At 35.9% G+C, this 14,706-nt stretch carries 11 protein-coding genes and 1 pseudogene; 10 read left to right on the top strand and 2 right to left on the bottom strand.

Annotated elements, in window-relative coordinates; genetic code table 11:
* Together H5968_RS02395 and H5968_RS02390 are read left to right on the top strand one after the other, a co-directional pair.
* Positions 1-99: pseudogene (locus H5968_RS02395) on the top strand (IS630 family transposase); the annotation flags it as partial.
* 59 nt (positions 100-158) lie between these two features.
* Positions 159-968: a WD40 repeat domain-containing protein gene (locus H5968_RS02390; protein ID WP_187038655.1), complete on the top strand. Its 810-nt coding sequence runs from the start codon at positions 159-161 to the stop codon at positions 966-968.
* Between the two features lie 24 nt (positions 969-992).
* On the opposite strand, the gene H5968_RS02385 is transcribed toward H5968_RS02390, so the two are convergent.
* The gene (locus tag H5968_RS02385) at positions 993-2,327 is read right to left on the bottom strand and encodes a C1 family peptidase (RefSeq protein ID WP_222620527.1); all 1,335 of its coding nucleotides are present in this window, start codon (positions 2,325-2,327) and stop codon (positions 993-995) included.
* 224 nt (positions 2,328-2,551) lie between these two features.
* Positions 2,552-3,940: a response regulator gene (locus tag H5968_RS02380; protein ID WP_187038653.1), complete on the bottom strand. Its 1,389-nt coding sequence runs from the start codon at positions 3,938-3,940 to the stop codon at positions 2,552-2,554.
* A 701-nt stretch (positions 3,941-4,641) separates the two neighbouring features.
* Here H5968_RS02380 and H5968_RS02375 point away from each other — a divergent pair.
* From H5968_RS02375 to H5968_RS02340, 8 genes are all read left to right on the top strand, one after another.
* Positions 4,642-5,316 carry a VWA domain-containing protein gene (locus H5968_RS02375; protein WP_187038652.1) on the top strand — a complete coding sequence of 225 codons (675 nt, stop codon included), beginning with the start codon at positions 4,642-4,644 and terminating at the stop codon, positions 5,314-5,316.
* 183 nt (positions 5,317-5,499) lie between these two features.
* Positions 5,500-6,282, top strand: a complete 783-nt coding sequence (locus H5968_RS02370) for a PP2C family serine/threonine-protein phosphatase (protein ID WP_187038651.1) — start codon at positions 5,500-5,502, stop codon at positions 6,280-6,282.
* Between the two features lie 151 nt (positions 6,283-6,433).
* Positions 6,434-8,629 carry a tetratricopeptide repeat protein gene (locus tag H5968_RS02365; RefSeq protein WP_187038650.1) on the top strand — a complete coding sequence of 732 codons (2,196 nt, stop codon included), beginning with the start codon at positions 6,434-6,436 and terminating at the stop codon, positions 8,627-8,629.
* Between the two features lie 593 nt (positions 8,630-9,222).
* A complete protein-coding gene (rfbF, locus tag H5968_RS02360) occupies positions 9,223-9,999 on the top strand; it encodes a glucose-1-phosphate cytidylyltransferase (protein WP_096570749.1) in 777 nt (258 codons plus the stop codon).
* A 204-nt stretch (positions 10,000-10,203) separates the two neighbouring features.
* On the top strand, positions 10,204-11,415 hold the full coding sequence (lhgO, locus tag H5968_RS02355; protein ID WP_187038649.1) for an L-2-hydroxyglutarate oxidase: 1,212 nt from the start codon (positions 10,204-10,206) through the stop codon (positions 11,413-11,415).
* 193 nt (positions 11,416-11,608) lie between these two features.
* Entirely contained in the window at positions 11,609-12,637 is a 1,029-nt protein-coding gene (locus H5968_RS02350) for an NAD(P)-dependent oxidoreductase (protein ID WP_187038648.1), read from the top strand.
* Between the two features lie 122 nt (positions 12,638-12,759).
* Entirely contained in the window at positions 12,760-13,779 is a 1,020-nt protein-coding gene (locus H5968_RS02345; protein ID WP_187038647.1) for a glycosyltransferase family 2 protein, read from the top strand.
* A gap of 2 nt (positions 13,780-13,781) precedes the next feature.
* Positions 13,782-14,630, top strand: coding sequence for a phytanoyl-CoA dioxygenase (locus tag H5968_RS02340; RefSeq protein WP_187038646.1), 849 nt, complete (start codon positions 13,782-13,784; stop codon positions 14,628-14,630).
* Positions 14,631-14,706: the final 76 nt, after the last annotated feature.

Genomic DNA, 14,706 nt, shown 5'->3' with positions numbered 1-14,706 from the left:
GATATTGAGCATGATTTTAGTGCCTTAAAGAGAGCCAGAATGTATGCTCCTTCAAATACACCCTTAGATGAAATCATCCGTGATTATTGTGTATCTTAATGTCTCATTCTTAAGTTAAATGACTATATCAACAAATACTTGAGCAACAAACTCCCGCGATGGTGTTTGATGCCAGTTTTCACTCAAATGATAAAATTATTGCTTTTGCTAGTTCAGATGGAATCATTAGATTATGGGACCGGGAAAAAACAGGCTCTCAATCTAAAATAGGAGAAATTAGAGCTTTGGACTTTACTGAATATCAGAGTGCATATCATATTTATCGTTTAGATTTTCATCCTAAATCAGATATTCTTGCTTATGGATATGAAGATGGTGGGGTATATATATGGAATTGGAAAGACAATCAACAACCACAATTATTAGTAAATAAACATAGAAATTTAATAACTGGAATTCAATTTAGTTCTGATGGCAAGTTACTAGCATCTGCTAGTAATGATGGCAATATAAAAATATGGGATACTTCAAGCACAAATAATTATATATTAAAAGGTGAAATAAATACTGGAGATAGTATTTATGGATTAGCTCTGACTAAGAATAAGGATGGTGTAAATTTTCTCGCTTCTTCCCATAGAGATAAAGATGAAGGTATTAAAATCTGGAGTTTGTCACAACTTGAAAATAATCAACCCCTGAAAGAACCGGATGAACAACTTCTTGGTCATACAGAAGAAATCAAAGGTATCAATTTTGTTCCAAATAATCCATCTATAATAGTTTCTTCTAGTCAAGATGAAACTATTAGAATTTGGCTGTGGGAAAAAAATAAAATAAATCAGCATAACCCAACGTTAAAAGACTTATTGAAATATGCTTGTTATTTCAGTAAAGATTATTTTGTTAGTCATCCGAATAATCAAGATGTTCAGACTACTTACAGTATTTGTCAAAATAACCTTTAATAATTATTGTTGTGACAGATTCGACTAACAACAACGTATGACACCCTTACATCCGCAAAGTCTTAAACCTAAACCACAACAGTTACAACATTGTCGCTCCTTTAATAAACCACTTCCACTTATATCAACTTCCAACCCAAAACCACGAAAATCAATCCACTCAGCATTTAATAAAGACCACCAATCAGTAGCTAAACCTTGTTCAATATAATAATAGGGAAGCCAAGCATAACCTTTATCTCCCCAGTTATCTATTCCCCAAGAATTTCTCACCAAAAAAGCACCTTTTAACGGTTGTTCAGGATGTTCAGGATGTTCAGGATTTTCAAATTCCATATTATCATCATAGCCAACTGCTACCAGAGCATGACCTTCTTTAGTTTCCGAATTATTGCTTTTCACTACATCAATTTGCCCTAATATCTTGGTATTCTCCAATTTTCGTTTAACAAGATTGGTAATATTATTTTTCAGAATCTCAGCATGACGAAAACCAAAGATTGCTGGTAAACCAGAAGATAATGCAATCCTAATTTGCACTACAATTTCTTCTTTTGAAAGTTCAGATTTATCTAATCTAAAATAATGCGTCGCTTGATAATTTTGAGCATAAGCATAACAAAATGCTGAAGGTTCATCATTCAGATTCTTCATAGAAGAATTCCAGCATTTTTCAGGTGCTACACCAAACAATCTCATTGCTTTCAACGTATCTCTAATTGTAGCTCCTTTATCTTCCTTTGGGTCTTCATTATTTTTTGTTAATCGCATCACTTCTTTGGTTGCTTTATAAAGAAACATCCAAGAAAGATTTTCCTGTTTTGGTTCAGCAGAATCATTTTTATCTTTAGCATCAGAATTATTATTCACACTTCCATTCATGCGGTTTTGAAAATACTCCATCAAAGCCACTCCTGCACAGGCTGTACAGGATTGTACATTGCCTTGATTTTTAATTGGAGAAAACCACCTTCTTAAATCAACAGATTCAGGTAAAAATAAATCTTTACTCTCCAAAGATGCACGATATTTTTTATATTTCTTCTTTTTAGCTAAAGGTAAAAATAAATAATGTGGTTGATTATATCTGTATCTTTTTGCCCTCCATTCTTCCTCCGGCACTAAACGCAATGCCCTTCTTAATATAGGTGAATCATCATCTTGAGCAAATAAAGCTCGTTCAAGTTTAATATTTTTTCCTTCTGTTTCTATTTCCTGTGGTGGTAATTTGCTGATAACAGTTTCTAAAAAATAATCTCTATCATCAGTTGCGTCAATTATCCATCCTGTCGAAAAATCTGGTGTTTCTGGCATTTCTTTATCCTCTTTTGTAAAATTAATTTCTATACTAATCCGCAATTCAACTGCTATAATATCAAAAACGGAGTATTCAAATCATTAAAAATCATTAAAAATCATTAAAAATCATTAAAAACCAGAAGATCCCAAACTTCTCTAAAAAGTCGGGGATCTTAGTCCTTTGTGAGAAAACCCTATTTTACGTAGGGGTAATTCATGAATTACCCCTACTTTCGTGACCTTTTGCGTAAGTCGTAAAATCAATACACAATTGCAAAAATTAATTATGCCAGGTGCATAAAAATCATCTTTAACAATTCCGCACGAGTAAAAGGTTTAGTTAAATAACCAGAAGCTCCTACCATTCTTGCTTTCACCTTATCAATAATTCCCTTACTACCAGTCACAAAAATAATGGGAATTTCCTTAAACATGGAATTATTGCGAATAATGCGGCATAACTCATAACCGTCAATTCCCGCCATATTCAGATCCAATAAAATCAAATCAGGTTTATGTCTAATAATAGACATCACTGCTTTAATGGGATCATTAATGGTTACTACAGCAACATTTTCATCTTCCAAACAACGGCTGATTTCTTTGAGAATTGTGGGACTATCATCTACAGAAATAATTTTGTAAGGCTTTTTAGCGGTAGTGCGAGCGTTTACCTTTTCTCCATCGGTTGGTATGTTATTGGGTATGGTTGATAGTCCAAGTTTTTCTTTTGGTAGAGCAGAAACTTGAACTAAAGATCCTGCTTCTGAAATATTATCAGGTGAAATAGTATCAGCAATAATATATGGTGATGCTTCTATCTGAAATGATTTTCCATTAATTCTGAGTGTGCTGTATTTAGGAGCGAATGAAAAATCTTCCAAGATTTTAGGCAGTTTATCAAATGGAGGATCCGGTTCATGCAAAATAATCGAACCCTGAAGGATATGCGGGTATAAAGTTCGAGCCAGTTCCACCTCATCGAGATTCATAATTACTGCCAAATGACGCAGACTAAAACCCTTCATCCAGGTAGTGATATTTTGCTGTAATTCTGGTAATTGTTTGTCATAAAATTTACTGTTAATCAACAGGTATGGACGCTGATAAGGAGAAGAGATTTGAGGAGCGAAAGACTGCAAATTTTGCAACCGATTTTTGCAGTGTTCCATAATACTATCAACATCAAGTTTGCAAATTTTCGGTAGACTATTAATTGCTGCTGTTAATTCAAACGTGCCTTCTCTAATCAACAAAAATGATTCGATTACCTCTTTTACTAACTCTTGAATCAGTAACGCAGCTTGGTGAGAGAGTAAATGTTTTTCATTCACCAACCAATAAATAGCTTGATATTCCGGCGGTTGTTGGTGTTCATCATCACTACGTTCAATTAACTGAGTTTGCCAGTCAGGTTCAAACGTCATGCGTAATTGTACACGAATTTCATTACTCAGTACGGGAATTTGCTGACTTAGACGACGTATATGCCGTTCCAGTCTATCAAAGGGTTCTACTGAATGAGTGGCATAGATAATTTTGCCTTGGTCTAAGTATATTGACCATAGCACTGAATTGTTTAAAACTTGTAAACAAGTAGTGTCAGAAGAATTGCTTAACTGTCTTAATAAACGTTTAGGAGATAATTTGGTAAATGTGCCAGTATTATTCATATTTTTACAGTTTTTAAAGAAAAATTGCTTTACTATTGATTGAGTCTGGAGCAATAATGAATTTCTGGATTAGGTGAAATATGTCTCAATACTGCTCGGTCAAGAAATGGGAATTAGTAAGTTGGTTTGGGTCAAAGGTAAAGGTTTTTCTCCCTTCACTTATTTTCATATCTCTCTATCAACCAACTAATTGATGATGAAATATCATAAATCTACCTCCAGCTATATCAATTAATCCTCCGTGAATTACATAATAATACTAGACTGTCAAAGATTTTACTATTTTCCAGAAGAGTAAAACTTTCTGTTCTCATTATTACAGGGTACATATTTTCCCATTGCGGTATTAACTGTGTTTCCTGATTGGTTAATAATTAGCAAATTTTCCACATAAAATCTTTAAATTTTTATTTCTTAGAAATGTATATATTGAATATTATATTCTTAATGATTTGGATATAAATGATAGATAGGTTATCTACCCAAAAATAATGTTTCTCCCCCTGATTAATTAGCTTTAACTAAAGTATATGGTGATTCAAGTTTCCTGAAATAGATAATTTGATCGGAATAATTTGCATGGATGAATTTTTATCCATCTACCGCAAAATACCATACTTGTAGTTGTACTAGTCTGGGAGACTATGATACTTTGAGCAAGGGAAAGTAACGCTTTGGACTATAACATAACACAAAAGGTTATGCTGGATACATTAAAACTAGATGAAGTTGTAGAATTTGCAGAAAACCCAGAACCACGTTGTCCGTGCGTGCTATTGCTAGACACATCTGGCTCCATGCAAGGAGAAAGGATTGAGGCTTTAAATCAAGGCCTACTGAGTTTTAAGGATGAGCTACTAAAAAATTCATTGGCAGCTAGAAGGGTAGAAGTAGCAATTGTTACTTTTGATAGTCATGTCAATATTGTGCAAGACTTTGTAACAGCAGACCAATTCAACCCACCTATTCTAACAGCCCAAGGACTAACGACAATGGGGGCGGGAATTAATAAATCGTTAGAAATAATTCAAGAACGCAAATCTCAGTATCGTGCCAATGGCATTGCTTACTACCGTCCTTGGGTATTTATGATTACAGATGGTGAGCCACAAGGTGAGCTAGATGATGTTATAGAACAAGCAGTACAGAGGCTACAAGGAGATGAGGCGAATAAACGTGTTGCCTTTTTTACGGTAGGAGTAGAAAATGCTAACATGAACCGTTTAAGTCAAATAGCTGTACGTACTCCACTGAAACTTAAAGGGTTAAACTTTATTGAAATGTTTGTTTGGCTTTCAGCAAGTATGTCAGCGGTTTCCCATTCCAAGTTAGACGAACAAGTAGCACTACCACCAATCGGTTGGGGGTCTGTTTAACAGTTATCAGTTATCAGTTAGCAGTTATAGCAACAACTCAGGTGGTAGTTCACGAACTGATAGCCCAGCATGGCGTAAGCCATTGACAAAACTAATATACAAGCAGACTTTCCACTCTGTCACCTGTCACCTGTCACCTGTCACCTGTCACCTATCACCTGCTATAGCTGTGAGAAAAAATTTATGAACACACCAAAACAGATTCCTCAATGGCGGATAGTAGCCGCTTCGGTATGTGGAACTAGCCACATTAAAAACCAGCAGTTATGTCAGGATGCTCACCATTGGCAGATATTGCCAAATAATGTCTTAGTGACAGCAGCAGCAGATGGGGCTGGTTCAGCAACTTTGGGAAAAGTGGGAGCGATGATTGCTGTAGAAACAGCAATAGAACATATTTCAAATTGCGAAATTACTCACAACACCTTTACTGAGGATACTATTTTGCGTAATTTGTTAACTGATGCCATGTTAGCTGCTAAAAAAGCAGTAGAAGATGAGGCAGTGGCCTGCAAACATCAGTCATCGGATTTAGCAACTACCTTAATTATTGCGATCGCCACACCAAAAGTTGTAGCAGTAGCCCAAATCGGTGATGGTTTAGCTGTAGCCAAGGATAGTACAGGTAACTTACAGGCGCTGACAATCCCTAATAGGGGTGAATACATTAACGAAACCACATTTTTGACTTCACCTGATGCCTTAACTACAACCCAGATAAAAATTTTGCGTCAGCACATAGTTAATATCGGCGTTCTCACTGATGGACTACAAATGCTGGCTTTGAATATGCTTGTTGGTGAACCCCACAAACCATTCTTTTTTCCTTTATTCGACTTTGTAGCCAATGCTGAAGATAAGGTCGTTGCCAAAGAGCAACTAGTCAAATTTTTATGCTCTGAAAGAATTACTAATCGCACAGATGATGATTTGACTCTTATCATAGCAGCACTAAGCAATTCATAAACAATGTTTATTGGGTAGGGTTGATAGTCCAGACTGTCAGTTTCAGATTCAGCGTTTTTTAAATTCTTAATTTCGTATTGACGACCGATCAGGTCGTCTGTACTTCAATCCCCATTCCCTTTCAATAACCACTGTTAACAGTCATTTCACTATGCAGGTACTTCGTTCTCTTGGGCAGCAAGAAATTCTCAATCTCACGGTCAATTTGGGACGTGGGGGTGAAGCCTGTGTCTATGCCGTGCCATCAGATGAAAATTTAGTGGCCAAAATATATCACAAGCCAATTCTGACCCATGCTCACAAACTTCAGACCATGATTGCCAACCCCCCAGAAAACCCAACAGCTAATTTGGGGCATATTTCCATTGCTTGGCCTCAGGAGTTGTTACAAGCTGCGGATGGTAGCGGTAGTATCGTCGGCTTTTTAATGCCCCGGATTCGGGGGATGCGTCCGATCATGGACCTTTATCATCCGGGAACCCGTCGCCTAAATTGTCCTTTATTTAATTATCAGTATTTACTTAGGACTGCTCGTAATTTGGCCGCAGCTTTTGCAGCTTTACACGCGAGCCAGTATTGTATTGGTGATGTTAATGAGTCAAATATTTTAGTTAGTGATACTGCCTTAGTGACTTTGGTAGATACAGATTCATTTCAAGTTCGTGATCCACAGCAAAACATTGTTTATCGTTGTCCAGTTGGTAAACCAGAGTATACTCCACCAGAACTACAGAATAAAACTTTTGCTGACTATGATCGGGAAATTTACCATGATTTATTTGGGTTAGGGGTGCTGATATTTCAATTATTAATGGAAGGTACTCACCCATTTTCCGGGATTTTTCAAGGTCAGTTTGATCCACCAACTTACGAAGTCCGAATCGTTGCTGGTCATTTTACTTATAGTCAAAGGCAACAAGTTCCCTATTTACCTACCCCCATAGCACCTGCTTGGGAAATGCTCGCTCCCGGTTTACGGGATTTGTTTGTGCGTTGTTTTGAGGATGGGCATCACAACCCTCACTTGCGTCCTGCTGCTCAAACTTGGTTGTCAGTTTTAACCACCGCTGAAGAGAGTCTTGTTACTTGTACTGCTAACCCCCAGCATCGCTACCATAATCATCTCGACAAGTGTCCTTGGTGTGAACGTGCGGCGCGTTTAGGTGGACGTGATCCTTTTCCATCACTGGAGGCGATCGCTTCTAAAGAACATCTCAAACCCCGGCGAAAATCTAAAAAGCGCCACACACAAAATCCTCGTTCACGCCGACCTGTGATTTCTGCATCACCGCTACATCATTGGCAACCAGTATTTACCCAGAATTTTTCTATTTATCAACCTCCCAAGACTACTCAAAAGTCAAGGTTTTATACTATTATGTTTAGCCTCTTGGGTTTGGGTTTATTGGGGTATTTGGACTTAATGATTAAATTTACTCGTCCCTTTGTTTCCCAAAATCCTTACACTCAACAAAGCTTGATTTCTCGCCAAGAAAATAATCATCCTCAAGAGGAAAATCTGTCTTATTTAGATTACTATGATCGTGGTAACGCTGCTTATCGAAAACGAGACTATGAGCAAGCAATTGAAAATTTTACCCAAGGTATCAAAAAAAATCCTAATTTTTCTAGATTGTATATCCATAGGGGTAATTCTCGCTACAATCTGAATGATTATGAAGGAGCATTGGCAGATTATAACCAAGCCCTAAAAATTAATCCCCAGGAAGTTAAAGCATTTGTAAATCGGGGCAATGCCTACTATATGCTGGCCGAGTATAGTAATGATCCTGACCAAGAGTATCAGAAAGCTATCCAAAACTTTAATCAAGCTATCAACATCAATAACCGTGACACGGAAGCTTATATTAGACGGGGTATTGTCCGTTCTCAAATAGCTAAATATAGCAATAATTTTCAACAAGAATATCAAAAATCAATTGCTGATTTTACAGAGGCAATTCAACTGAATGCTTCCCAAGCAGAAGCTTACTTCCATCGCGGTTTGGCTCGTTATCAATTTGCCCAATATAGCAGTAATTATGATCAAGAATACAATCAGGCGATCGCAGATTTTAATCAAGCATTAAATATTAATCCCCAGATGGCTAAAGTTTACCTCAAACGGGGAATGGTTTATTATGAATTAGCTCAATACGGGGAAAGTAAAGTTGAAGAAAATCATGCACAAGCCATGGAAGATTTAGAAAAATCTGCTCAAATTTACCTGGAACAAGAGGACATGGATAACTATCAGCAAGCCCTGAGTAACATTTGCGTAATGGTAGCCAAAAAATGTGATGCTTTATTCCAAAGCTCAATTATTTTTGACCCAATTGATCGCTAAAATTTTCTTCCAAAATAAGAGATTTTTACTCTTGACTCCTAACTCCTGTAGGGGTTTAAGTAGCTAGTCAGAAAAAAACCAAATTAGGCTAGGTGACAGGTGACAGGTGACAGGTGCTACGCCACGCTACGCTATCAGCAAACCCTAATTAGCACTGCTAAACCCCTACAGACTCCTGACTTTTGTGATACTAGCATTTTTTTGTTTGTTAAGAAGAAATCATACTTCTGGAGGTAGGCAATGTCTGATGCTAGTTATTTTATATTAGTTGATTTTTTGGATTGTATAAAACTAAAATTTTTCTTACTGTAATTCATGATTTTTTTACATATAAATTGTTTTAAATTTACTTGTTCTTCATAATTATTCAGCATTTTACAGTTAAATTAATTTTAGATTCTTTCTAGGGAAAAATATAAAAATTCGTAAGGATTCAAATTCCAGAACGAGAATTTTAGATGTGTTGCGGCTAAAACGCTCAAAATCATGAATCTTGAATTCTTACAGAAGTTCATTGTTTCTCTATTTCCTGTACATTCTCTTCATCCCGAACTCAAATCATCACCTATTGGCAAATTTTTGAGGTAAATTGCATGAAAGCAGTAATTTTGGCTGGGGGTCTTGGTACACGCCTCAGTGAAGAAACCAGTATCAGACCTAAGCCAATGGTTGAGATTGGAGGTAAGCCAATTCTTTGGCATATCATGAAAATATACTCGGCTCATGGTATTAATGACTTTATCATTTGTTGCGGATACAAAGGTTACATCATCAAGGAATATTTTGCTAACTACTTCTTACATATGTCCGATGTAACTTTTGACATGAGATTTAACCAGATGAGTATCCATTCTGGATATGCTGAACCTTGGCGTGTTACCTTGGTCAATACAGGTGATAATACCATGACTGGTGGACGTTTAAGAAAAGTGAGAGAACACATTGGTAATGACACTTTTTGCTTTACCTATGGTGATGGTGTCAGCGATATAAATATCACCGAATTAATCAAATTTCATAAAGAACAAAAAAGTTTAGCTACACTGAGTGCAGTACAGCCAGCAGGACGGTTTGGAGCAATTTCTTTAGGACAAGAACAAACTAAAATTACCAGTTTTAAAGAAAAACCAGAAGGTGATGGTGCTTGGATCAATGGTGGTTATTTTGTTCTTGAACCAGAAGTAATTAATTTTATTGCTGATGACTCCACAGTTTGGGAGAAAGAACCATTAGAGAAGTTAGCAGAAATGGAACAATTATCAGCTTTCAAACATGATGGATTTTGGCAACCAATGGATACTTTGAGAGATAAACAATATTTAGAGGAGCTATGGAAAAATAATCAAGCTCCTTGGAAAGTGTGGGAATAAGAATTTTAGATTTTAGATTTTGGATTTTGGGTAAATATTCAGGATAATACAGGATGCAGAATAAATTAGAGTTTTTGATTCATTTTTGATCATTGATTTCATTGATGAAAAAACTTGATTCTGTGGATTCCTGGGACAAATAAATATTCTGACTCCTGACTCCTGACACCTGACTGTAGATTTTCGATTAGGGAACAATTAATCATGTATGATTTTGCCATTATCGGCGGTGGAATAGTAGGACTATCTACAGCGATGGCTTTAGGTTCACGCTATCCTGATGCGAGAATTTTAGTATTAGAAAAAGAAAGCCAATGGGCATTTCACCAAACCGGTAATAATAGCGGTGTAATTCATTCAGGAATTTACTACAAACCAGGTAGCTTTAAGGCGAAATTTTGCCGTGATGGTAGTCGCTCAATGGTTGAATTTTGTCAAAAGCATAATATTGATCATGACATTTGTGGTAAGGTAATTGTTGCCACTGATGATACAGAATTACCGGGTCTGGAAAAACTTTACCAAAGAGGTTTAGAAAATGGCATAGAAGTCAAAAGAATTAGTCCTGAAGAAGTTCGAGAAATTGAACCTCATGTGAGTTGTGTAGGTGCAATTAGGGTATTTTCCACAGGAATTGTTAATTACAAACAAGTTTGTTTAAAATACGCTGAACTGATAAACAATCAAGGTGGAGATTTACGCCTCAATACCAAAGTTATGGAAATCTCCCGGAGTGGTACAAATCATATATTAGAAACTAATCAGGGGAGTTTTGAAACAAAATTTGTGATTAATTGTGCCGGATTACATAGCGATCGCATTGCAAAATTAGGTAAAGCTAACCCTGAAGCTAAAATCGTTCCCTTCCGGGGCGAATATTATGAACTCACCCCCGAAAAACGCTATTTGGTCAAAACTCTCATCTATCCAGTTCCTAACCCAGAATTTCCCTTTTTAGGTGTGCATTTTACCCGCATGATTGATAACAGTGTTCATGCTGGTCCCAATGCGGTTTTAAGTTTCAAAAGAGAAGGTTACAAAAAAACCGACTTTGACTTAAAAGACTTTACAGAAGTAATCACCTATCCTGGTTTTTGGAAACTAGCAGCAAAACACGCAGATGAAGGAATTAAAGAAATAATTCGCTCCTTTAGTAAAGCTGCTTTTGTGAGAAGTTTACAAAAACTCATTCCCGAAGTGCAAGCAGAAGATTTAGTCCCTACCCATGCAGGAGTTCGCGCTCAAGCATTAATGAACAATGGTTCTTTAGTTGATGATTTTTTAATCATTCAAGGTGAAAACTCTGTTCATGTTTGCAATGCTCCCTCACCCGCAGCTACATCTTCTTTAGAAATTGGTAAAGCAGTAGTTAACCAAATTCCAGAACAAGCTCATTTAAGAAGCTTAGTTGCTTAAAATCCAGATCAGGATTTTTGGAAAAATCATCTCAATTAACCCGCATTTTAGATTAACTTCTAGATTAACTTCTAGATTAACTTCTAGATTAACTTCTAGATTAATTTCTAGATTAAATTGCGGTTAATTATTCATGTTCATGCTCTAAATTCAGCAAAAAACATAATTTCACAACTGAAAAAATTTAAAAGCCATGAAAATATTAGTCACAGGAACAGAAGGATATTTAGGTTCTTTATTACCTCCCTTATTAACAGCAAAAGGTCATGAAGTTATCGGAGTAGACACAGGTTTTTATAAGGTAGGTTGGCTATATAACGGAACTGAAATCACAGCTAAAACCCTCAACAAAGATATTCGTAATATTGCACCTGAAGATTTAGAAGGTGTAGAAGCAATTGTTCATATGGCGGAACTTTCTAACGATCCTACCGGACAATTAGCACCTCATATTACTTATGAAATTAATCATTTAGGTTCTGTAAGATTAGCTAACTTAGCGAAAACAATGGGAGTGCGTCGCTTTATTTATATGTCTTCTTGCAGCGTTTACGGTGTAGCTAGTGAAGGGGATGTAACCGAAGAATCACCTGTAAATCCCCAAACAGCTTATGCAGAATGTAAAACATTAGTAGAAAGAGATATTAAACCATTAGCTGATGATGATTTCTCTCCTACCTTCATGCGAAATGCTACCGCTTTTGGTGCTTCTCCCAGAATGCGATTTGATATTGTTTTAAATAATTTGTCTGGTTTAGCTTGGACAACAAAAGAAATTAAAATGACCAGCGATGGTACACCTTGGCGGCCATTAGTTCACGCTTTGGATATTTGTAAATCCATTGTTTGTGCGTTAGAAGCACCCAGAGATATTGTCCATAATCAAGTTTTTAATGTGGGAGATACACAAAATAATTATCGGGTGAAAGAAATCGCTGAAATTATTGCGGAAACTTTCCCTGGTTGTAAATTAACCTTTGGTGATAACGGTTCAGATAACCGTAGCTATCGAGTATCTTTTGAAAAAATTAACACTATCTTACCAGGATTTAAGTGTGATTGGAATGCTCAAAGAGGCGCTCAACAGTTATTTGATTTATTCCGGCAAATCGACATGACTGAAGATACTTTTTTGTTTAGAGGGTTTACCAGATTAAAGCAATTAGAGTATTTAATTCGTACTCAACAAATTGATCATGATTTTTTCTGGACTACTAAATAAACTAGGCATGTATTAAGAATCAACTTAAATTTCCGAATCAATATTTTTGGTTCGGAATTTTATAAGCATTTCCCATCTGTGCTGTCAATAATAAACTAGGATTTTAGGATAAATATTCCACCATGAATAAATTACTGACTATTGCTATTCCCACTTATAATCGTGCAGATTTACTAGATAAGCAACTAGAGTGGTTATCTCAAGCTATTAAAGGTTATGAATCTGAGTGTGAGATATTTGTTTCTGATAATTGTTCTAGTGATCACACTCAGGAAATTATTCAAAAATGGCAAGAAAATATCAAAAATGTTAATTTTAAATCTAATAGACATATTGAGAATTTGGGCGTAATGAAAAATATCATGTACTGCCTAATTTCTGCAAAAACTAAATATGTTTGGACAATTGGCGATGATGATCCAATCCAAGATAGAGCAATTGGTTATGTGCTAGATAAACTGAAAAAACATCAAGAATTATCATTATTATTTCTCAATTTTTCTGGCAGAAATAAAATTACTGGTGAAGCAGTACATCCACCGACAATAGTTGGTAATCGTTGGTTTGATGTTGATAATGAAGATGGTACAGGAGATGGTAAAACGATATTTGAATATTGTTTGACTAAAAGTGTAGGAGCAGTTATTTTTTTGTCATCCTCAATTTACAGAACTGACTTAGTAAAACGCGCTCTGCAAATTTGGCCAAATGCTATTAATAATTGGATATCTTTAGCATATTTAGCTGGTTATTGTGCTGCTAATGGCAAAGTAATAGTTAGTAAAGAGACTTATTTAGAATGTATTGTTGGTGTCAGTTATTGGCAAAAAGAAGAAAAATCTGCGCTGTTAATGCAGTATAAACATATTCCCGAAGTGGTTTTAAAGCTGCACGAAAATGGATATTCTAAACGATTCTATGCCCAAATGATGGTACAGAACTTTCAACAAGTTAATTTAAAAGTCTTCTTGGGTGCTTTGAGAAGATGGCCAATTTCTGCTATTCAAACAGTTGTTCCTTTTTTAGCTGTAGTCAGTATTTCTGCTGTAGAAGTTATGGCTGCTCCTGAAGTAAAAATTGCTGAATGTCATCATCAAACATCAAGTCAAATTGTTCGCAGAAAGAATAATTCGGTATCATGACTATGTTAGAAACTCTTAAAAACAAAATAAATACGCTCACCTCTGAGTTAAATTATCGAGTAGCATTAGCTAAACATAAGCACAATTTACCTGTGTTATCTTCTGGAGATCAATTAATTGCCCAAACCCTAAAAAGAGAAGGTGTTTACATTACTTCCTTAGAAGATTTAGGATTACCATCAACTGCACAAATGTTAGAGAGTGCTAACTATTATGCAGCAACCATGAAAAGTCCTAGAAGTGTAAAATCAGGGTATAGTTTACCCCAAATTTATACAGTTACAGACTTACCAGAATTTTTTACCTGGGGCATTGAAAAACGGTTGCAAAATATCATCGAAAACTATATAGGTTTACCTATAGCTTTTCATGGTGTTCATGTCAGAAAAGATTTTCCCAATGAGCAGCAATCACAAACATTACTGTGGCATAAAGATTCAGAAGATCGCCGGATGATGAAAGTGATTATCTATTTACAGGATGTGACTGAGAAACATGGTGCTTTTGAATATATACCCTTGGCAAAAAGTCCTAGAGAATTTTTTAATTATTATCGGGTAGATTATGCTTTATGGAAGTCTAATTTTTTAGGGATTAATGATCAACAAATGATAAATTTTATTCCTAAAAACGAATGGAAATATTGTACAGCAAAAGCGGGAACTGTGATTTTTGTAGATCCCAGAAATGTTTTACATCATGGTACTGTCAGAAGCGAGGAACGTTCAACTGTATTTTTTGTATACACTGCTAACCCACCAAAACATCCAGAACTTTGTAGTCAATACCATGATGATACTTTCATCAAACCCAATAACCAATTTATCCCTGAAGCTGTGGAAAAAGGTTAGTAAATTATATTGGTGATTGGTAATTGGGTAATCAATTTTATGTTTTCCAATTACCCATTACCCATTACCCATTACC

It is taken from the genome of Sphaerospermopsis sp. LEGE 00249, assembly GCF_014299995.1.
Lineage (GTDB): Bacteria > Cyanobacteriota > Cyanobacteriia > Cyanobacteriales > Nostocaceae > Sphaerospermopsis > Sphaerospermopsis kisseleviana.
This window is presented reverse-complemented; position numbering and strand designations above follow the sequence as displayed.